This is a genomic window from Pseudomonas sp. PDM02 (genome assembly GCF_014852285.1).
GTDB classification, from domain to species: domain Bacteria; phylum Pseudomonadota; class Gammaproteobacteria; order Pseudomonadales; family Pseudomonadaceae; genus Aquipseudomonas; species Aquipseudomonas migulae.
In genome coordinates this window covers 51279-70936 of record NZ_JACVBL010000005.1, presented here as the reverse complement: position 1 = coordinate 70936, position 19658 = coordinate 51279, and the positions used below count along the sequence as shown (strand labels likewise).

At 59.8% G+C, this 19658-nt stretch carries 21 protein-coding genes and 1 other RNA gene; 8 read left to right on the top strand and 14 right to left on the bottom strand.

Translation table 11 applies throughout. The features are described 5' to 3' along the window. The first annotated feature begins 57 nt into the window (after positions 1-57). Positions 58-753: a hypothetical protein gene (locus IB245_RS10425; protein ID WP_008040705.1), complete on the top strand. Its 696-nt coding sequence runs from the start codon at positions 58-60 to the stop codon at positions 751-753. 114 nt (positions 754-867) lie between these two features. On the opposite strand, the gene gcvH is transcribed toward IB245_RS10425, so the two are convergent. From gcvH to IB245_RS10380, 9 genes are all read right to left on the bottom strand, one after another. Next, positions 868-1251 (bottom strand): glycine cleavage system protein GcvH, encoded by a 384-nt coding sequence (gene gcvH / locus IB245_RS10420; RefSeq protein WP_008040704.1) that lies wholly within the window; start codon positions 1249-1251, stop codon positions 868-870. A 50-nt stretch (positions 1252-1301) separates the two neighbouring features. Further along, entirely contained in the window at positions 1302-2384 is a 1083-nt protein-coding gene (gene gcvT, locus IB245_RS10415; protein ID WP_192227502.1) for a glycine cleavage system aminomethyltransferase GcvT, read from the bottom strand. A 156-nt stretch (positions 2385-2540) separates the two neighbouring features. Next, positions 2541-4157, bottom strand: coding sequence for an ABC transporter permease (locus IB245_RS10410; RefSeq protein WP_008024249.1), 1617 nt, complete (start codon positions 4155-4157; stop codon positions 2541-2543). Positions 4158-4344: 187 nt separating this feature from the next. Then, complete coding sequence (locus tag IB245_RS10405) at positions 4345-5349, bottom strand: extracellular solute-binding protein (RefSeq protein WP_192227501.1); 1005 nt, start codon at positions 5347-5349, stop codon at positions 4345-4347. A 243-nt stretch (positions 5350-5592) separates the two neighbouring features. Then, positions 5593-6810 carry a 2-octaprenyl-3-methyl-6-methoxy-1,4-benzoquinol hydroxylase gene (locus IB245_RS10400; protein ID WP_192227638.1) on the bottom strand — a complete coding sequence of 406 codons (1218 nt, stop codon included), beginning with the start codon at positions 6808-6810 and terminating at the stop codon, positions 5593-5595. Between the two features lie 9 nt (positions 6811-6819). Continuing rightward, positions 6820-7305 carry a DUF4442 domain-containing protein gene (locus tag IB245_RS10395; protein ID WP_008040698.1) on the bottom strand — a complete coding sequence of 162 codons (486 nt, stop codon included), beginning with the start codon at positions 7303-7305 and terminating at the stop codon, positions 6820-6822. Then, complete coding sequence (gene ubiH / locus IB245_RS10390; protein WP_008024259.1) at positions 7298-8485, bottom strand: 2-octaprenyl-6-methoxyphenyl hydroxylase; 1188 nt, start codon at positions 8483-8485, stop codon at positions 7298-7300. The genes IB245_RS10395 and ubiH overlap by 8 nt, the downstream gene beginning before the upstream one ends. Further along, entirely contained in the window at positions 8482-9816 is a 1335-nt protein-coding gene (pepP, locus tag IB245_RS10385) for a Xaa-Pro aminopeptidase (protein ID WP_192227500.1), read from the bottom strand. The genes ubiH and pepP overlap by 4 nt, the downstream gene beginning before the upstream one ends. Positions 9817-9843: 27 nt before the next feature. Beyond that, entirely contained in the window at positions 9844-10404 is a 561-nt protein-coding gene (locus tag IB245_RS10380) for a YecA family protein (protein ID WP_192227499.1), read from the bottom strand. Between the two features lie 130 nt (positions 10405-10534). Here IB245_RS10380 and IB245_RS10375 point away from each other — a divergent pair, with 130 nt between their 5' ends. From IB245_RS10375 to IB245_RS10360, 4 genes are all read left to right on the top strand, one after another. Continuing rightward, positions 10535-10744, top strand: a complete 210-nt coding sequence (locus IB245_RS10375) for a TIGR02449 family protein (RefSeq protein WP_003177365.1) — start codon at positions 10535-10537, stop codon at positions 10742-10744. After that, entirely contained in the window at positions 10741-11058 is a 318-nt protein-coding gene (locus IB245_RS10370; RefSeq protein ID WP_008024266.1) for a cell division protein ZapA, read from the top strand. The genes IB245_RS10375 and IB245_RS10370 overlap by 4 nt, the downstream gene beginning before the upstream one ends. Positions 11059-11088: 30 nt before the next feature. After that, positions 11089-11267, top strand: a non-coding RNA gene (gene ssrS / locus IB245_RS10365) — 6S RNA. An 86-nt stretch (positions 11268-11353) separates the two neighbouring features. After that, a complete protein-coding gene (locus IB245_RS10360) occupies positions 11354-11959 on the top strand; it encodes a 5-formyltetrahydrofolate cyclo-ligase (protein ID WP_008024267.1) in 606 nt (201 codons plus the stop codon). 35 nt (positions 11960-11994) lie between these two features. Here IB245_RS10360 and IB245_RS10355 read toward each other — a convergent pair whose 3' ends face one another. Further along, on the bottom strand, positions 11995-12147 hold the full coding sequence (locus IB245_RS10355) for a hypothetical protein (protein WP_008024268.1): 153 nt from the start codon (positions 12145-12147) through the stop codon (positions 11995-11997). Between the two features lie 201 nt (positions 12148-12348). On the opposite strand from IB245_RS10355, the gene IB245_RS10350 reads away from it, so the two are divergent. Then, positions 12349-12798, top strand: a complete 450-nt coding sequence (locus tag IB245_RS10350) for an EVE domain-containing protein (protein ID WP_008024269.1) — start codon at positions 12349-12351, stop codon at positions 12796-12798. A gap of 108 nt (positions 12799-12906) precedes the next feature. Here the strand turns inward: IB245_RS10350 and IB245_RS10345 are convergent, their stop codons facing one another. Continuing rightward, positions 12907-13317, bottom strand: coding sequence for a flagellar basal body-associated protein FliL (locus IB245_RS10345; protein ID WP_192227498.1), 411 nt, complete (start codon positions 13315-13317; stop codon positions 12907-12909). Positions 13318-13467: 150 nt separating this feature from the next. Here IB245_RS10345 and IB245_RS10340 point away from each other — a divergent pair, with 150 nt between their 5' ends. Together IB245_RS10340 and glpT are read left to right on the top strand one after the other, a co-directional pair. Beyond that, positions 13468-14445, top strand: a complete 978-nt coding sequence (locus IB245_RS10340; protein ID WP_192227497.1) for an NADPH:quinone oxidoreductase family protein — start codon at positions 13468-13470, stop codon at positions 14443-14445. Between the two features lie 384 nt (positions 14446-14829). Next, on the top strand, positions 14830-16179 hold the full coding sequence (glpT, locus tag IB245_RS10335) for a glycerol-3-phosphate transporter (protein ID WP_008024279.1): 1350 nt from the start codon (positions 14830-14832) through the stop codon (positions 16177-16179). Here the strand turns inward: glpT and IB245_RS10330 are convergent. The 3 genes from IB245_RS10330 to ubiD form a co-directional block, all read right to left on the bottom strand. Beyond that, entirely contained in the window at positions 16155-16823 is a 669-nt protein-coding gene (locus tag IB245_RS10330) for a gamma-glutamylcyclotransferase (protein ID WP_192227496.1), read from the bottom strand. The two genes, glpT and IB245_RS10330, sit on opposite strands and share 25 nt — an antisense overlap. A gap of 300 nt (positions 16824-17123) precedes the next feature. Beyond that, positions 17124-18092, bottom strand: a complete 969-nt coding sequence (locus tag IB245_RS10325) for a CDP-6-deoxy-delta-3,4-glucoseen reductase (protein WP_008040685.1) — start codon at positions 18090-18092, stop codon at positions 17124-17126. Beyond that, entirely contained in the window at positions 18092-19558 is a 1467-nt protein-coding gene (gene ubiD / locus IB245_RS10320) for a 4-hydroxy-3-polyprenylbenzoate decarboxylase (protein ID WP_008024285.1), read from the bottom strand. Before ubiD ends, IB245_RS10325 begins: the two co-directional genes overlap by 1 nt. Between the last annotated feature and the right edge of the window lie 100 nt (positions 19559-19658).

Sequence of the window (19658 nt, the reverse complement as noted above, 5' to 3'; positions counted from 1 at the left end):
GGTTTTTTATTGACACTAGCAACGCGGTAGAAATACCGGACCGAATGGAAAACAGCCATGAGCGAACAGCAAATTATTGTTTATATCGAAGAGGCACAACTGATCGCCCAGAAAACCAACAATTACAGCCTCTACCTTGCAAAAATGGTAAATAACAGCTTTACCGCCATATGGTTAGCAAAGCCCGCCAAAGCCACAACAGGCCAGCCCAGCTATCAATACAAAAACACATTCGACATATCCAGCAACTCTTTTATGGTCAATTTTACAAACTCCCCAATACAACAAGGCGATATTACATTTACCTCGGGAGGCAAAAACCTTCCTATCAATACGGGACAAAAAACGACACTCGATGAATATGGCGTATTCAGCCCTGCCACAAATGGCGGTGTCTCTGGAGATATTTTAATCAACAACCAACTACTGGCCAATCCAAGCGAAATATTGCTGGACTCCAAAGGTAACAGTATTTGGGTGAACTGTTCAGGCGGCATGAGCATCGGTGCAACCACCATGACACCAAAAAACCAGTTCCAACTATGGTTCGGCACAGCCCAGGCGGCGGGGTCTTTAATCGCCGGAAATGTATCTAACTCTTACGTCGTCACGGTCAATGACGGAGAGACCAAAACAATCACTTACAACGACAGCGGTGTTTGGGTTCCGGGCGAACCGGCAACACGTCTGACAGACGACCAGATAACGGCACTTCATGCCAGGGTAAACAAAGCGGTAGCAATGGCGGCATGATTGGTCAGCAAACCGTCACAGCAAGACTTCACCGCACGGCATTAAACAAAAACGCCGCGTTCTCCAGGCAAGGAAAACGCGGCGCTCTTGTAGCGGATCCGCTTTTGGCGATGTTTACTCGCCGATGGCGGCCTTGTAGCCAGCCGCATCAAGCAGCTTGTCCAGATCGGCGGTGTTGCTTGGCTTGAGCTTGAAGATCCAGGCACCGTACGGGTCGGAGTTGAGCAGTTCCGGATTGGCGCTCAGCTCTTCGTTGATCGCAATCACTTCACCGGCAACCGGGGAGTAGATGTCGGACGCAGCTTTAACCGACTCAACCACGCCGGATTGATCACCAGCTGCAAAGACGTTTCCTACTTCAGTCAGCTCAACGAACACCACATCGCCCAAGGCTTCCTGAGCGTGATCGCTGATGCCCACAGTGACGGTGCCATCGGCTTCCAGACGGGCCCATTCGTGACTTTCGGCAAAACGCAGGTCGGCAGGGATATCGCTCATATTCTGTGTCCTCAAGAAAATTGTCAGCGGTCGTTGCCCGCCAGAAAAGGTTAAATCAAGGTTTTGCCATGGCGTACGAAGGTCGGTTTGACCACTCGGACCGGGTACCACTTGCCACGGATTTCCACTTCTGCGCGGTCGGCAGTCGCCATTGGCACGCGCGCCAGTGCAATCGACTTGCTAAGCGTAGGAGAGAAACTACCACTGGTGATCTCTCCTTCGCCAACATTGGCGATGCGGACCACTTGATGAGCGCGCAAAACCCCACGTTCCTCAAGGACCAGCCCCACCAGTTTGTGCTGTACGCCGCCTGCCCTTTCAGCTTCCAGAGCGACACGGCCGATGAACTGGCGAGAGGCCGGCTCCCAGGCAATGCTCCAGGCCATGTTCGAGGCCAGCGGCGAAACATCTTGATGAATGTCCTGACCGTACAGGTTCATGCCGGCTTCGACACGCAGCGTATCCCGTGCGCCAAGGCCAATCGGCGAGATGCCTGCACCCACCAGATCGTTGAAGAAACCTGGCGCCTGACTGGCCGGCAAAATGATTTCCAGACCGTCTTCGCCGGTGTAGCCGGTACGTGCGATGAACCAGTCACCGTCAGGCTGGCCTTCGAACGGCTTGAGCAACTGGATCAGGTTGCCGCGAGACTGGGTGACCAGTTCGGAGATTTTGTGTCGGGCATGCGGGCCTTGAATGGCCAGCATCGCCAGCTCGGAGCGCTCGTTGAGCTGCACATCGAAGCCGTCGAGGTGCGCCTGCATCCACGCCAGGTCTTGATCGCGGGTGGAGGCATTGACCACCAGGCGATAACCGTCCTCGAGGCGATAGACGATCATGTCGTCGACGATGCCGCCACGTTCATTGAGCATGGTGCTGTACAAGGCACGGCCGGGGCTGTGCAGGCGTTCGACGTCGTTGGCCAGCAAATGCTGGAGCCAGGCCTTGGCCTGCCCGCCGCTGACATCGATCACGGTCATGTGGGATACATCGAAAACCCCGCAATCGCGGCGCACCTGATGGTGTTCCTCGACCTGCGAGCCATAATGCAGAGGCATATCCCAACCGCCAAAATCGACCATCTTCGCGCCGAGGGCGAGATGAAGGTCATACAGAGGCGTACGCTGTCCCATGGGTTTCTCCTTCCGGGCGTGGCGAAGGTGCGGGCCGGTGCTGCACGGAGTGAACGCCTTGAAATAGAAGGCTTTCAGCCGATTTCAGCAACCGGGTCTGTAGGACGGACCGCACCGAATGCCGCGCATTGTAGCCTCAAGGTGTAGGACTGACACCTAGGTGTTTCGATGCGCTGAACGTCGAATCAATCCGATGACCGGTAACAGCCCGACCAAAACCAGGGTCAGCGCCGGCAATGACGCCCTCGCCCACTCGCCCTCGCTGGTCATTTCGAAGATGCGCACCGCCAGCGTATCCCAGCCAAACGGCCGCATCAGCAGGGTCGCGGGCATTTCCTTGAGTACGTCGACGAACACCAGCAACGCAGCGCTCAATGTGCCGGGCAGCAATAACGGCAGATACACTTTGAAAAACAGTCGCGGACCACCGACCCCAAGGCTACGTGCCGCTTCGGGCAAAGATGGCCGTATACGCGCCAGACTGTTTTCCAGCGGCCCGTAAGCCACCGCGATGAATCGCACCAGATAGGCCAGCAGCAAGGCCGACAGGCTGCCCAACAGCAACGGCTTGCCGGCACCACCCAACCATCCCGACAGCGGAATCACCAGCTCGCGATCCAGATAACTGAACGCCAACATGATCGACACCGCCAACACCGAACCCGGTAGCGCATAGCCGAGATTGGCCAGGCTGACACCGGAGCGGATCGCCCGGGTCGGCGCCAGTCGCCGGGCAAACGCCAGCACCAATGCAACGCTGACGGTAATCAGCGCCGCCATGCCGCCCAGATACAAGGTGTGGACGATCAGGCCGGTGTAACGCTCATCCAGGTCGAAACGCCCGCGCTGCCAGAACCACACCACCAATTGCAGCACCGGGATCACGAAGGCGCAGGCAAACACCAGACCACACCAGCTCATCGCTGCCAGCGCTTTGAAGCCGCGCAGGTGATACAACGCTTTGACCCGCGGTCGTTCATTGCTTGCGCGGTTGGCCCCGCGTGCTCGGCGCTCGCCGTACAGCACGACCATCACCACCAACAGCAACAGGCTGGCCAGTTGTGCAGCCGTCGAAAGACTGAAGAAGCCGTACCAGGTTTTGTAGATCGCCGTCGTGAACGTGTCGAAGTTGAACACCGACACCGCACCGAAATCCGCCAGGGTTTCCATCAGCGCCAACGCCACGCCCGCACCGATGGCCGGGCGTGCCATCGGCAATGCGACACGCCAGAACGCCTGCCACGGCGATTGCCCCAGGACTCGCGCCGCTTCCATCAGGCCTTTGCCTTGAGCGAGAAACGCCGTGCGCGCCAGCAGGTAAACGTAGGGATAGAAGACCAGTACCAGAACGAGGATGACGCCGCCGGTCGAGCGGACTCGCGGCAGTCGCAGGCCCGTGCCGAACCATTCGCGCATCAACGTTTGAACGGGACCGGCAAAATCCAGCAATCCGACGAAGACGAACGCCAACACGTAGGCCGGAATCGCGAACGGCAGCATCAACGCCCAATCCAGCCAGCGCCGACCGGGGAATTCGCAGAGGCTGGTGAGCCAGGCGAGGCTGACACCCAGCAGCGTTACGCCGGCACCGACGCCAAGCACCAGGGTCAGCGTGTTGCCCAGCAGCCGCGGCATCTGCGTGTCCCAGAGGTGGGACCAGATTTGATGATCGATGGTTTGCCAGGAGAGCAACAGAACGCTGAGGGGCAGCAAGACCAGCGCAGCGATGGCGAAGACCAGGGGATACCAGCGGCGTTGGGCGGGGTGGGCCAAGGAAAAGCTCTCGAGCGGATGGACGATATACAGAGGCCATTGTAGGAGCGAGCTTGCTCGCGATGAACGTCACGACACCGCGGACCGTCAGGCACCCCGCGTTATCGTTGACGTTTTTCGCGAGCAGGCTCGCTCCTACAGGGTCAGCGGTGTCTGCACACAGGCGGGGCGCAGTATATCGACAGACTCAGTTCCAGCCAGCCCGATCCATCATGCGAATCGCTTCAGCCTGACGTTTGCCAGCGACTTCCACCGGCAAGGTATCGGCGACGAACTTGCCCCAAGCGGCGACTTCCGCGGACGGCGCCACCGTAGGGTTGGCCGGGAATTCCTGGTTCACATCAGCGAAAATTTTCTGCGCCTCAGGCGTGGTCATCCACTCCACCAACGCCTTGGCCGCTTCCGGGTGCGGCGCGTGCTTGGTCAGGCCAATGCCCGAAAGATTGACGTGTACGCCTCGATCAGCCTGATTCGGCCAGAACAGCTTCACCGCCAGGTCAGGCTTCTGCTTGTGCAGACGGCCGTAGTAGTAAGTGTTGACGATGCCGACGTCGCACTGGCCGGCGTTGATTGCTTCCAATACCGCGACATCATCGGAGAACACGTCGGTGGACAGGTTGTTGACCCAGCCTTTGAGGATCTTCTCGGTTTTCTCGGCGCCATTCACTTCGATCATGGTGGCGGTCAGTGACTGGTTGTAGACCTTCTTCGCCGTACGCAGGCACAGGCGGCCTTCCCAGTTCTTGTCGGCCAGACCTTCGTAAGTGCTCAACTCGCCCGGTTTCACCCGGTCGGTGGAGTACGCGATGGTCCGCGCCCGCAGGCTCAGGCCGGTCCAGGCATGAGAAGCCGCACGGTATTGCGGCGGGATGTTGGCGTCGATGGTTTTCGAAGTGAAAGGTTGCAGGATGCCCATCTGCTCGGCTTGCCACAGGTTGCCGGCATCGACGGTCAGCAGCAGGTCGGCGGTGGCGTTCTCGCCCTCGGCCTTGATGCGCTGCATCAGCGGCGCTTCCTTGTCGGTGATGAACTTCACCTGTACGCCGGTTTTCGCGGTGTAGGCGTCGAACACCGGTTTGATCAGCTCGTCGATACGCGAGGAGTAAACCACCACCTCGTCAGCGGCCTGGGCGACGGTGCTGCCGATCAGGGTCAGGGCGAGTGCTGTCAGTAGACGCTTCGGTGCCAACATGGGAGCGATCTCTCGATTCGAAAAGTGAGGGCAAATGATAAGGACTCACATTTACCTTCTCAATCGATCAGTTTGCGGAGGAGTTACCAGATGTTGCGTGGTTTGAAATGTGTGGTGGATGTGCCGACGCCTTCGCGGGCAAGCCCGCTCCCACACGTATTGAGCCGATCAACACAACTGTGAGCGACACAGAACCTGTGGGAGCGGGCTTGCCCGCGAAGGGGCCACCAGCTCCAACGAAAGTCAGGCCTTGGCCAGAGCCGGCAAATCCCCGGTCAACCCCAACGCCTCACGCACAAACAACGCCTTGGCCTCCGGCATCTGCTCGACGATCTTCAACCCGGTATTACGCAACCAGCGCACCGGCAGCGGATCCGCCTGGAACAAGCGCTCGAAGCCTTCCATCGCTGCCATCAACGCCAGGTTATGCGGCATGCGCCGACGCTCGTAACGGCTCAGCACTTTCGCATCCGCCAACCGCTCACCCCGTTCGGCCGCTTGCAGCAGCACTTCAGCCAGGACCGCGGCATCCAGGAAACCGAGGTTCACCCCCTGCCCGGCCAACGGGTGAATGGTGTGCGCCGCGTCGCCGATCAGCGCCAGACCTTCGGCCACATACCGCTTGGCATGACGCTGGCGCAGCGGCACGCACAGACGTGGGTCGGCGCTCAGCACCGTGCCGAGCCGGCCTTCAAAGGCGCGTTCCAGTTCGAGGCAAAACGCTGTGTCGTCCAGCGCCATCAGCCGTTCGGCTTCGCTCGGCGTGGTCGACCAGACGATCGAACACCAATCCTGCTGACCGTCGCGTTCCAGTGGCAGAAACGCCAAGGGACCGTTGTCGGTGAAGCGCTGCCAGGCCGTCATTTGATGAGGCCTGGTGCTGCGCACACTGGTCACGATCGCGTGGTGCAGATAATCCCACTCGCGCGTGGCCACCCCGGCCAGGCGCCGAACCGCCGAGTTGGCACCATCCGCCGCAATCACCAGCGGCGCACGCAAGGTGCGGCCATCGGCGAGCGTCAGCAGCCAGTCATCGCCGGAGCGGCGCATCTGCTCCAGGCGCGCATTGGCCAGCATCCCGAGGTCGCAGTCGTGCAAACGGTCGAGCAAGGCGTCCTGAACCACGCGGTTCTCGACGATATGCCCAAGCACCTCGGCATGCACGCTGGCGGCGGAAAAGTGGATCTGACCGGTGCCGCTGCCGTCCCAGACGTGCATGTCGGTGTAGGGGCTGCTGCGCCGGTTGGCAATGCCATCCCACACGCCGAGGCGTTCAAGAATCCGCTGGCTGGCCGCCGATAACGCGCTCACGCGCGGTTCGAACGGCGCTTGCCCGTCGAAGGGTTTGACGCTCATCGGGCTGCCGTCCAGCAGCAGGACTTCCAGCCCGCTGTCCTGTAACGCCAGCGCCAGGGCGCTGCCGACCATTCCGGCCCCGACAATCAGCAGATCTGCGCGCATGTCCATGCTTTAAGCCTGTCTCGCTTGCGGCTTGAGCCGCACGTAAAGGGTTTTCTGGACCCGCGCCACCAAGGTGCCGGCGCCGTCGTGGATATCGACCTGCAATTGCGGCAGGTATTTTTCGCCGTTCGCCGTTTGCCGGCGGACTTCGTCGAGCAAGGTCTCGTCGACCCTGAAGTTGGCGAACACCGGGCCTTTGCCCGGCGAGATGAAATCGATGTCTGCCGTTTTGTCCCAGACGATGTAATTGCGTCCGAGGTTTTCCATCAGCATCAGCATGTAGAACGGATCGACCATCGAATACAGGCTGCCACCGAACTGCGTGCCGACGTAATTGCGGTTGTACCTGCCCAGGCCCATGGACACCGTGATGTCCCGAAAATCATCGCTGATGTGCCGCACGCGAACCCCGGCGCCCAGGTACGGCGGGTAGAAGGTCATGATCCAACGCATCAACCGCGCTTTGCCGAACCTGCTCGTCAGCCACTTACGCATCGGGACGCGTACCCAGGCCCATGGCCTGTCGGGCGAACCAGCGCTTGGCCGGCGGCAGCAGATCGAGGCCGAGCAGGCCGATGTTACGGCCCAGCGAAACCAGCGGTTGAGTGCTGCCGAACAACCGCGTGACCTGATCGGAGAAACCCACGGTCAGGTTCTGATCCATCCGCTGGCGTTCGCGGTAAGCCTGCAAGGTCGCGAAATCGCCGAGCGAGGTCTCGCTCGCCAGCAGCGCGTCCGCCAACGCTTGCGCATCACGCAGCGACAGGTTGAAACCCTGGCCGGCAATGGGGTGCAGGCTGTGGGCGGCGTTGCCGAGGATCGCCAGATGCGGACGCACCTGCTCTTCGGCTTCGATCAGCGTCAACGGATAAAGATGCCGTGCGCCGACCTGTTTCAACGTGCCGAGGCGGTAACCGAACACGCCCTGCAATTCGCTGAGGAAGCTGCGTTCATCCAGGGCCGCAAGCCGTTGCGCGTCCATGCCCAGACGGGTCCAGACCAATGCGCAACGATTTTCCGGCAACGGCAACAACGCCATCGGACCGTCGTCGGTGAAACGCTCGAACGCCATGCCGTTGTGCGCTTCGCTCGGGGTGATGTTGGCGATCAGCGCGCTCTGGTTGTACGGGCGCTTTTTGATGCCGATCCCCAGTTGCTCGCGCAGGCCGGAACGGCCGCCATCAGCGAGCACTGCGAGGTCGCACTCCAGCATTGTTTCGTCGCTGAGGGTCAGGCGATAGCCGTCGGTCAGCGGTTCCATGCGCGTGACTTCCGCCGGGCAGCGCCAAGTGACCACGTCCTTGTCCAGACCTTGCCAGAGGCATTGGCCAAGCCAGGCGTTTTCCACCACATAACCCAGCGCCGGCACGCCCTCTTCCATCGCCGACAAGCGCGCGGTGGAGAAACGGCCACGGTCGGAAACGTGAATCTGCTTGATCGGCTCGGCACGGCGGGAGATTTCCTGCCACACGCCCAACCGTTGATAAATCTGTTTGGCACCGTAGGACAACGCCGAAGAACGGGCGTCGTAGCTCGGTTGATAGGTGTGGCCGGGGGCAAACGGTTCGATCAGCACGATCTTCCAGCCGCGCGCCTTGGCTCCGGCCTGCAAGGCCAACGCCAGGCTGGCACCGACCAGGCCGCCACCGATAATTGCCAGATTGACTCGACTCATGCTGCTTTTGTCCGCGCTTGCGCCATCAAGGCTTCAATCTCGGCGACCGTTTTCGGTACGCCATTGGTCAGGATTTCACAGCCGGTTTTGGTGACCACGACGTCGTCCTCGATGCGCACGCCAATGCCGCGCCATTTCTTCGCTACGTTCTGGTTGTCCGGGGCGATGTAGATCCCCGGTTCCACGGTCAGCGCCATGCCGACTTCCAGCACGCGCCATTCGCCGCCGACCTTGTACTCGCCGACGTCATGCACATCCATGCCCAGCCAGTGGCCGGCGCGGTGCATGTAAAACGCTTTATAGGCTTCGCTGGCGATCAGTTCGTCGACGTTGCCCTGCAACAGGCCCAACTTCACAAGACCGGTGGTAATCACCCGGACCGTGACTTCGTGCGCCTGATTCCAGTGTTTGTTCGGGGCGATTTCGGCAAAGGCTGCTTCCTGTGAAGCCAGCACCAACTCGTAGATCGCCTTCTGTTCCGCTGAATACTTGCCGTTGACCGGCCAGGTGCGCGTGATGTCGCTGGCGTAGCAGTCGATCTCGCAACCGGCGTCGATCAGCACCAGATCGCCGTCCTTGAGCACCGCGTCATTCTGCTGGTAATGCAGGATGCAGCTGTTGCGCCCCGCCGCGACGATCGAACCATACGCCGGCATCTTCGCCCCGCCCTTGCGGAACTCGTAATCAAGCTCGGCTTCAAGGCTGTACTCATGCAACCCGGCCCGGCTGGCCTGCATCGCACGAATATGCGCCTGAGCGGAAATCCGCGCGGCTTCGCGCATCACCTTCACTTCTGCCGCCGATTTATACAGGCGCATGTCGTGCAGCAGATGATCCAGCGCAACGTATTCGTTCGGCGGCTGAGCGCCGAGGTGCGCCTTGGAGCGGATCACGTTGATCCATTCCATCAGGTGGCGGTCGAATTCCGGGTTGCTGCCCATGGCCGAATACACCCGGTCGCGCCCTTCGATCAGGCCCGGCAGGATGTCGTCGATGTCAGTGATGGGGAACGCGTCGTCGGCACCGAAATCGCGGATCGCGCCTTCCTGACCGGCGCGCAGGCCGTCCCAGAGTTCTCGCTCGGCGTTGCGTTCACGGCAAAACAGCAGGTATTCGCCATGCTCACGGCCCGGCATCAGCACGATAACGGCTTGAGGCTCGGGGAAGCCGCTGAGGTACTGGAAGTCGCTGTCCTGGCGGTAAACATGCTCGACGTCGCGGTTGCGGATGGCGACCGCGGCGGCGGGCAGAATCGCGATGCTGTTGGGTTCCATCTGCGCCATCAAGGCCTTGCGGCGACGGCTGTATTCCGATTTCGGGATATGAATCATGGGCAGATGGCTTTTCCTGGCTCGCGATTAATGCAACGACGGTTTGGCGGCAGCCGGCGCGTCTGGCTTGCGGGTTTCCGAGAACAACAGCAGCGGCGCGACACGCAGGTACTCCATGACTTCCATGTAGTCGCTTTCGCCGTCGTCGGACTCTTCCAGCGCGTCTTGCACCTGGGAAATCGCCGCCAGATCCTGCAACACTTCGGTGGCTTCGGTGCTGAGCATGCTGCTGTCGCGGCAGTTCAGGCCGAAACCGCTGAGGAAGCCCTGGCACCATTGGCCCAGTGCGGCGGCACGGTCAGCCAGCGGCGCGTCATCGGTCGGCAGCAGCAGAACGACGGTCACGTCGTCGCCGGTGAGTTCGCCCTTGACCATCTCTTGCAGGCCGATCAAGGCATTGCGAACGTTGTCTTGCGGCTCGCTTTCGAGCAGCTCGGCAGCATCGATAAGCCACTCTTCGGCAGTGAAACCGGCACCGGCGCAACTGCGGCCGAGCAGCAAGCCATGCAGTTCGGCAGGCGAGACGTTGTGACCGCTGGAAGTCAGCAGGGTGGCGAAGGCTTGGTACGGAGAATTCTGAATGGGCATGGGCAGCTAGGCGCCAGACGGCGCTATGTCTAGAATGAAGGCCTTGTATCCTACATCGACAGACTCGCCAAGACTATTAAAGGCTGTCCGGCCGCGACTACCTCCATCAGTTACATATTCAGTGGACACAATGGAAGACACCGACCTGCAAGCGCTGATGGCCAGACTCGAACTGCTAATTGATCGAGTCGAGCAACTTAAGAGTCAAAATGGACTCCTACTAGCTCAGGAAAAAACCTGGCGCGAGGAACGCGCTCACCTCATTGAAAAGAACGAAATCGCCCGGCGTAAGGTCGAATCGATGATTTCGCGCCTCAAGGCCCTGGAGCAAGACTCATGAGTTCAAGCAATAGCGTCACCGTGCAGATCCTCGACAAAGAATATTCGATCATTTGCCCCCAGGAAGAGCGCAGCAACCTGGTGAGCGCCGCCCGTTACCTGGACGGCAAGATGCGCGAGATCCGCAGCAGCGGCAAAGTCATCGGCGCCGATCGCATCGCCGTGATGGCTGCGCTGAACATCACGCACGACCTTCTGCACAAGGAAGAACGGCCGGATGTTCAGGTCAGCGGTTCGACCCGCGAGCAGGTGCGCGACCTGCTGGATCGCGTCGATCTGGTGCTCGCCACCGATCCAGACGTCACCAAGGGCTGATTCGTCCGACCGCTTGGGTTATACTCGCAACACTCCCTGGGGTGCTTGCCAGTTGACCACGTCCCTGAGCCGATTCGCACTACCCTGGAGGCTGCACGTTGGGCTGGTGTGCATGTCCGCTAGACGGAAAGCCTTAAAGCCTACTGCATCTTCCACCTTGAACTTTCGGGTTCAAGGGCTAAGTCAGCAGCGGTTCATCCGGGGAGCCTGATTCCAGTCCGATGCCGGTTTAAATACCGGCATCGGCTTTTTTACGGGTACGCTTTGTGTACCCGCACTGCCGAAGCCCGAATCCATGACCGAACCTGCGCTGCTGCCCCGCCCGCAACTTCGACGCATGCTGCGCAAGGCCCGCCGCGCACTGACAGCCAGTCAGCAGCGCCAGGCCGCTCGCGGGCTGTACAAGCAATTGGCCCAGCAGCCGTTGTTTCGCCGCGCCAAACACATCTCGCTCTATTTACCCACCGACGGTGAAATCGATCCGCGCCTGTTGCTGCGCGCCGCACAACGTCGGGGCAAGGCGACTTACCTGCCGGTGCTCAGTGCCTGGCCGCGAACCAAAATGGTGTTCCAGCGGATTCGCCCCGGCGAAAAGCTCCAACCCAATCGCTTCCGTATTCTCGAACCCAGACACAACCTCGCCCGACAACGCAAAGTCTGGGCGCTCGATCTGGTGCTGTTGCCGCTCGTGGGTTTCGACGATGTCGGTGGCCGACTCGGCATGGGTGGTGGTTTCTACGACCGGAGCCTGGCGTATCTGGCGCGGCGGAAAAACTGGCGCAAGCCGACGCTATTGGGGCTGGCCCATGAATGTCAGAAGGTCGGAAGACTGGCTCAGGCGAGCTGGGATGTGCCGTTGCAAGGAACGGTTACAGACAAGGCGTGGTATTTCGCAGACTAGACGCCACTCGAATCAGCGGCGTCGAAAAGACAGGTTCAGCGCTTGAAGGCTGACGGCTGTTGTTGCTGCGCGATTTCAATCGGCGCATCGGTCTTGTTGCTCCACAAGCTTTGGGCATAGCCAGTGGTCACGACGCCAAGGCCGAACAAAATAACCAAAATCCATAGTAAATCCGGTTTGCGTTTCATCGATTGCCCCCCAAAGGCACATCAATACGATGACAGCAGCGGTTTCCGTTGTAGGTGTAGGCCGTGCAGCAGCGTCAAGCTTAGAAGGCCGGCATTTTGCGACAACGTGAACCGACACGCAAACGCTGGCGTCAACCGACCGTCGGTTTGTCATAAAAACGCCCGACAACTTGTCCACCTGACTCGCAAGGAGCAAAAACCATGGCCTATTGGCTGATGAAATCCGAGCCCGACGAGCTCTCGATCAAAGGTCTGGAGAAGCTCGGCAAAGCGCGCTGGGATGGGGTTCGCAACTATCAGGCGCGTAACTTTTTGCGGGCGATGGCGGTCGGCGACGAGTTCTTCTTCTATCACTCCAGCTGCCCGGAGCCGGGGATTGCCGGGATCGGGAAGATTGTCGAAGCGGCGTATCCAGACCCGACGGCGCTGGAGCCGGAGAGCCATTATTACGACCCGAAGGCCAGCGCCGAGAAAAACGCCTGGAGCGCGATTGATGTCGCGCATGTGGAGACGTTTTCCAGGGTGTTGAAGCTGGATTATTTGAAGCAGCAGACGGCGTTGGCGGAGATGCCGCTGGTGCAGAAGGGTTCGCGGTTGTCGGTGATGCCGGTGACGGCCGAACAGTGGGCGGCGGTGATTGCACTGCGCTGACACGCTTTTTGTAGGAGCCGGCTTGCTGGCGATAGCGATGTAACAATCAATATGGATGTTGAATGTTAAACCGCTATCGCCAGCAAGCCGGCTCCTACAAATCCAGCATTACTGGATAATCAGGTTGTTGAACAACAAATCCTCAACCACCGGTTTGCCGGTTTCATCGCTCATGATCTGCTGGGTCTGCTTCAACGCTTCCTGACGCAGCTTTTCCTTCCCCTCGATGCTGTTCATCGCCTCGGTGGTTTGCTGGGTGAACAACGCCACCAGTTGATTGCGAATCAACGGTTCATTGGCCTTCACCTGTTTGGCCGCCTCATCACCGGTGACCCGCAACGCCACGTCAGCCTTGAAGACCTTCAACTTCGCCGTGCCATCCAACCCGTAGTTGCCCACGAATGGCGGGCTCAGGGTGAGGTAGCTGACTTTCGGGGCTTCACCTTCTTTGGCGGCTTCTTCAGCCACTGCTGCCACAGGCAGAGACAGGGCCAGCAACAACATGATCCACGCTTTCACAATTCGCTCCTTATCCGGTTTGCGGCCTAGCATAACGACCCGCCGCGCAAGCACAAGCTTATGGCTGACTATCAGGGCGGGGCATGCTCGTTGACCCGTCGACTCACACACCTACACTTATCGGCCATCACTCCCAAAGGAATAGCCCTGATGAAAGCCGTGCTGTGCAAAGCCTTCGGCCCTGCCGAATCGCTGGTGCTGGAAGACGTCGCCAGTCCTGTCGCGAAGAAGAATGAAATCCTGCTGGACGTGCACGCCGCCGGGGTGAATTTCCCGGACACGCTGATCATCGAGGGCAAATACCAGTTCAAGCCGCCCTTCCCGTTTTCGCCGGGCGGCGAAGCGGCTGGCGTGGTCAGCGCAGTGGGCGAAAAGGTCAGCCACCTGAAAGTCGGCGATCGGGTCATGGCGCTGACCGGCTGGGGCAGCTTCGCCGAACAGGTCGCGGTGCCAGGCTACAACGTGCTGCCGATCCCGGCCTCCATGGACTTCAACACCGCTGCCGCGTTCAGCATGACTTACGGCACCTCGATGCACGCGCTCAAGCAGCGCGGCAACCTGCAACCGGGTGAAACCTTGCTGGTGCTCGGTGCTTCCGGCGGTGTCGGCCTGGCCGCCGTGGAAATCGGCAAAGCCATGGGCGCCCGCGTGATCGCCGCCGCCAGCAGCGCCGAAAAACTGGCCGTGGCCAAGGCTGCCGGCGCCGATGAACTGATCAACTACACCGAAACCAGCCTCAAGGACGAAATCAAACGCCTGACCGATGGCCAGGGTGCGGACGTGATCTACGACCCTGTCGGTGGTGACCTGTTCGACCAGGCCATCCGCGCCATCGCCTGGAACGGCCGTTTGCTGGTGGTCGGTTTTGCCAGCGGCCGCATTCCGGAATTGCCGGTCAACCTCGCACTGCTCAAGGGTGCGGCTGTGGTCGGCGTGTTCTGGGGCTCCTTCGCCCAACGCCAACCGCAAGACAACGCGGCGAACTTCCAGCAATTGTTTGGCTGGTTCGCCGAGGGCAAGTTGAAGCCGCTGGTGTCGCAGGTGTACCCGCTGAGCAACGCGGCACAGGCGATCAATGATCTTGGCCAGCGCAAGGCGGTCGGGAAAGTGGTGGTGCAGGTTCGCTGAATCGCCGCAGGATACAAAAAGGCCAGGACAACTGATTAGGTTGTTCTGGCTTTTTCGATTACGTGACTAGCAGAAAGGCTGCGTTCCATACTTTTCGTCAAAGCAACTCGCGAATTTCCTTCGGAAGAAAATGCACGTACCGCGTCGCTTGATGCGTATTCATTTCCCAAAGTCCCGCCCTACGCCGGGCATCGCTGCGTCATAAAAGGTTGCGAGGTAACAATTCCCACAGCGCCCTTCACTTATACCTGAGCGACATGTTCGTAAAAGAACATGCAATCTCCAACATTTCCGCTGTTTGGTCGATGTGAACCAGTGCTATTTTCGGTAACGAAACTGTAACATTCGCATCCGCAGTCAAAACAAGAAATCTGGAGCTCTTGAATGTTTGCTTTCTTTCGTCCTGCCGCACATCAGGCTCCATTGCCTGAAGAAAAAATAGACAGCGCCTACCGACGGCATCGCTGGCAGATCTTCGCCGGCATATTCATCGGCTATGCGGGTTACTACCTGCTGCGCAAAAACTTCTCCCTGGCCATGCCCTATCTGATCGAAGAGGGCTATACCCGCGGTGAGCTGGGCCTGGCGTTGTCGGCGATTGCTATCGCCTACGGCTTGTCCAAGTTCCTGATGGGCATTGTTTCCGACCGTTCCAACCCACGCTTTTTCCTGCCGTTCGGCTTGCTGGTTTCGGCTGGCGTGATGTTCATTTTCGGTTTTGCGCCCTGGGCCACGTCCAGCGTGACCATCATGTTCATCCTGCTGTTTATCAATGGATGGGCGCAGGGCATGGGGTGGCCGCCGAGTGGCCGGACCATGGTCCACTGGTGGTCGCAGAAGGAACGCGGGGGCGTGGTGTCCTTGTGGAACGTGGCGCACAACGTGGGCGGTGGTTTGATCGGCCCGCTGTTCCTGCTCGGCATGGGCCTGTTCAATGACTGGCACGCGGCGTTTTACGTGCCTGCGGCAGTGGCCATGGCCGTGGCGGTGTTTGCCTTCGCTACCATGCGCGACACGCCGCAATCGGTTGGCCTGCCGCCGATCGAGAAGTACAAGAACGACTACCCGGAAGGCTACGACGCCAGTCACGAAGAAGAATTCAGTGCCAAGGAAATCTTCGTCAAATACGTGCTGCGCAACAAAATGCTCTGGTACATCGCCATGGCTAACGTCTTTGTCTACCTGCTGCGTTACGGCGTGCTGGACTGGGCACCGACCTACCTCAAGGAAGCCAAAGGTTTCAGCGTGGATAAAACCTCGTGGGCCTATTTCCTTTACGAGTGGGCAGGTATTCCCGGGACGCTTCTGTGCGGCTGGATGTCGGACAAGATCTTCCGCGGCAACCGTGGCCTGACCGGCATGGTGTTCATGGCGTTGGTGACCGTGGCGACGCTGGTTTACTGGCTCAACCCGGCCGGCAACCCGACGGTCGACATGATCGCGCTGATCTCGATTGGCTTCCTGATCTACGGCCCGGTGATGCTGATCGGTTTGCAAGCGCTGGAACTGGCGCCGAAGAAAGCCGCCGGTACGGCAGCGGGCTTCACGGGTCTGTTCGGTTACCTGGGTGGTTCAGTCGCGGCCAGTGCAGCCATGGGCTACACCGTGGACCATTTCGGCTGGGACGGCGGTTTCGTCTTGCTGATCGGCGCGTGCCTGCTGGCAATGGCCTTCCTTGCGCCAACCTTGTGGCACAAGCAGGTCGCCAGTCAGACCCGCGAAGCCATCGCCTGATCGACCTTTGATTTGCAGCGCTTGAGCCGCGCCTCCAGATTCCGGTCTGGCATGGCGTGGCTACGCAGGGCGTTGGCGGTCTGCTCGACATAATCGCGAGTGGTGCCGTAACGCCCGCAAGCGTTTTCGAACACGTGGCTCAGCACGTGATCCGGCAGGTTGCCGGCATAGCTGGGCAGGTGTCGCTCCAACACAAATCCCAATGCCTGAACCTGATTGCCATCTTCGAGACGGCAGTTCAACCAGTGTGGGCGATAAGAAGGGAATGGCATTTCGCGCTGCCACAAGGCATACAGCGACGCTTCGAGTTGTTCTTCCGGCAAGCGATAAGCGAAGCCGCTGCAAGAGCCGCCGCGATCCAGGCCAAATACCAGCCCCGGTACTTCCGGCGTGCCGCGATGTTCGTGGGACCACAGGTACAAACCGCGATGGTAGCCATGCACCCGGCCGCGAACCCGTTCAACCGCCGCGCACTCAGGGCGCCAGATCAGCGAGCCGTAAGCGAACAGCCAGACCGGCCCACCCTTGTGGCGCGCCATGGTCGACTGCATCGAGCTGAGCAATTGTTCGTGCGTCAACTGCGGCCCCAGATCGAGCCGCGGAGGGTAAGCCAGATTCATAAAAGCAGATTCAATGGCGCTCATGGCGAATAGCGTTCAGCTCCCCGCGGGTAATGAATTACTTAATAGAACGCACCGCTGTAACAATAAGGCACATATGTTTTAAGGCAATTTAAGTGCCACGGCACAGTTCTTAATTAATTGCCTGATTGAGTTATAACCTACCGGCATTTAATTAATTTTATAAATACCGATCGGCTATATACGAAGTTATATGTAGGAGCGAGCCTGCTCGCGATGGAGGCAGGGACAACGCGTTCATGCTGCTGCAGCGCGTTATCGTTGACCGCCATCGCGAGCAGGCTCGCTCCTACAGGGGAAGCGTCATCCTCTGGGTGCGTAGGCAAACACATCGGCACGCATCTGATGAGCATCCATCCCGGCGTTGACCAACGCGTCCAATGTCCCGTAGACCATCGCCGGTGAGCCGCTGGCGTATACATGCAGCGCTTTCAGATCCGGAAAATCCTCGCACACCGCCTCATGCAACATCCCGCAGCGCCCCTTCCAGCCACATTGATCGCTGACGACTTTATGCAGGAACAGATTCGGCAGCTTCTGCCATTCGTCCCAATGCTCGATCTCATAAAAGTCTTCAGGGCGACGCACGCCCCAGTACAGGTGCACCGGATGCTTGAAACCCGACGCCCGGCAATGTTCGATCAGGCTATGGATCTGGCCCATGCCGGTGCCCGCAGCGATCAGCACCAGCGGACCGTCCGGCAACTCTGCCAGATGGGTATCGCCGAAGGGCATTTCGATCCGCACCATCGGATTGCGTTGCAGTTGCTCGATCAGGCTCAGCGCACTGCTTTCGCGCGCCAGTACGTGAATTTGCAGATCACGCCCCGCATGCGGTGCCGAGGCCAGGGAAAATGCGGATTTTTCACCGTTCTCACGCTCGATCATCAAATACTGACCGGCGTGATAACGCGGCGGCTTGCCGGCTGGTGCGCGAAAACTCACGCGCCAGGTATCGCCGCCGACATCCTTGCACTCAATGACCTGACACGAGACGCTGCGCACCGGCAATTCTCCCAGCGCGAGCACGCCATCCCACAGCACAATGCAGTCTTCCAGCGGCTCTGCTATGCAAGTGTAGAACTCGCCATGGTCGCGCACACCACCGGCCTGCTCGACTCGTCCTTCCACCAGCAGCGCGGCGCACACATGACAATTGCCGTTGCGACAGCTTTGCGGGCATTCATAGCCCAGGCGGCGTGCGCCATCGAGAATCCGCTCGCCGGGCAGTATCTCTAGCACTGCTCCGGAGGGCTGCAAAGTTACACGCATCAATCTATTCCTAACTGATTCCAGATGGCATCGATCCGTTGGGTGACGGCTTCATCCTTGACGATTACCCGGCCCCACTCGCGTGTGGTTTCGCCGGGCCATTTATGCGTGGCATCGAGCCCCATTTTCGAACCCAGGCCGGACACCGGCGAGGCGAAATCGAGGTAGTCGATCGGCGTGTTGTCGATCATCACCGTGTCGCGCTTGGGGTCCATGCGCGTGGTGATGGCCCAGATCACGTCGTTCCAGTCCCGTGCGTTGATATCGTCGTCAGTGACGATAACGAACTTGGTGTACATGAACTGTCGCAAAAACGACCAGACACCGAGCATTACCCGCTTGGCATGGCCGGGATACGACTTCTTCATGGTCACGATGGCCATGCGGTACGAGCAGCCTTCGGGCGGCAGGTAGAAGTCGGTGATTTCCGGGAACTGCTTCTGCAGGATCGGCACGAACACTTCGTTCAGCGCGACACCGAGAATCGCCGGCTCATCCGGCGGACGACCGGTGTAAGTGCTGTGGTAGATCGGTTTGATCCGGTGGGTAATGCGCTCGACGGTGAACACCGGGAAGCTGTCGACTTCGTTGTAGTAACCGGTGTGGTCGCCGTACGGACCTTCGTCGGCCATTTCGCCCGGATGGATCACGCCTTCAAGGATGATCTCGGCGGTGGCCGGCACTTGCAGGTCGTTGCCACGGCACTTCACCAGTTCGGTGCGATTACCACGCAGCAAACCGGCGAAAGCGTATTCGGAAAGGCTGTCCGGCACAGGCGTCACAGCGCCGAGAATGGTCGCCGGGTCAGCGCCGAGCGCCACGGACACCGGGAACGGCTGGCCCGGATGCTTCTCGCACCACTCGCGGTAATCCAGCGCGCCGCCACGGTGGCTGAGCCAACGCATGATGACCTTGTTGCGGCCGATCACTTGCTGACGGTAGATGCCGAGGTTCTGCCGGTCCTTGTTCGGGCCTTTGGTGACGGTCAGGCCCCAGGTGATCAGCGGGCCGACGTCGCCCGGCCAGCAGGTCTGCACCGGCAGCATCGCGAGGTCGACGTCGTCGCCCTCGATGACCACTTCCTGGCACACCGCGTCTTTGACGACTTTGGGCGCCATGGCGATGATCTTGCGGAAGATCGGCAGCTTCGACCAAGCGTCCTTCAAGCCTTTCGGCGGCTCGGGTTCCTTGAGGAACGCCAGCAGCTTGCCGATCTCGCGCAGTTCGCTCACCGCTTCTGCGCCCATGCCCAGCGCAACACGCTCGGGGGTGCCGAACAGATTGCCGAGGACGGGAATGTCATAGCCCGTCGGGTTCTCGAAAAGCAGGGCCGGACCTTTGGCACGCAAGGTGCGGTCACAGACCTCGGTCATTTCGAGCACCGGGGACACCGGAACCTGGATGCGCTTGAGTTCGCCGCGCTGTTCCAGGCCGCTGATAAAGTCGCGCAAGTCGCGATACTGCATGCGTGAGCCTCGTGTTGGCCGTGGCGTTCGGGGGCTGGCAGTTTAGCGCCGAACCCCTCTGTTCAGAACAACGAAACGCCGTTCATCAAAAATCAGATAG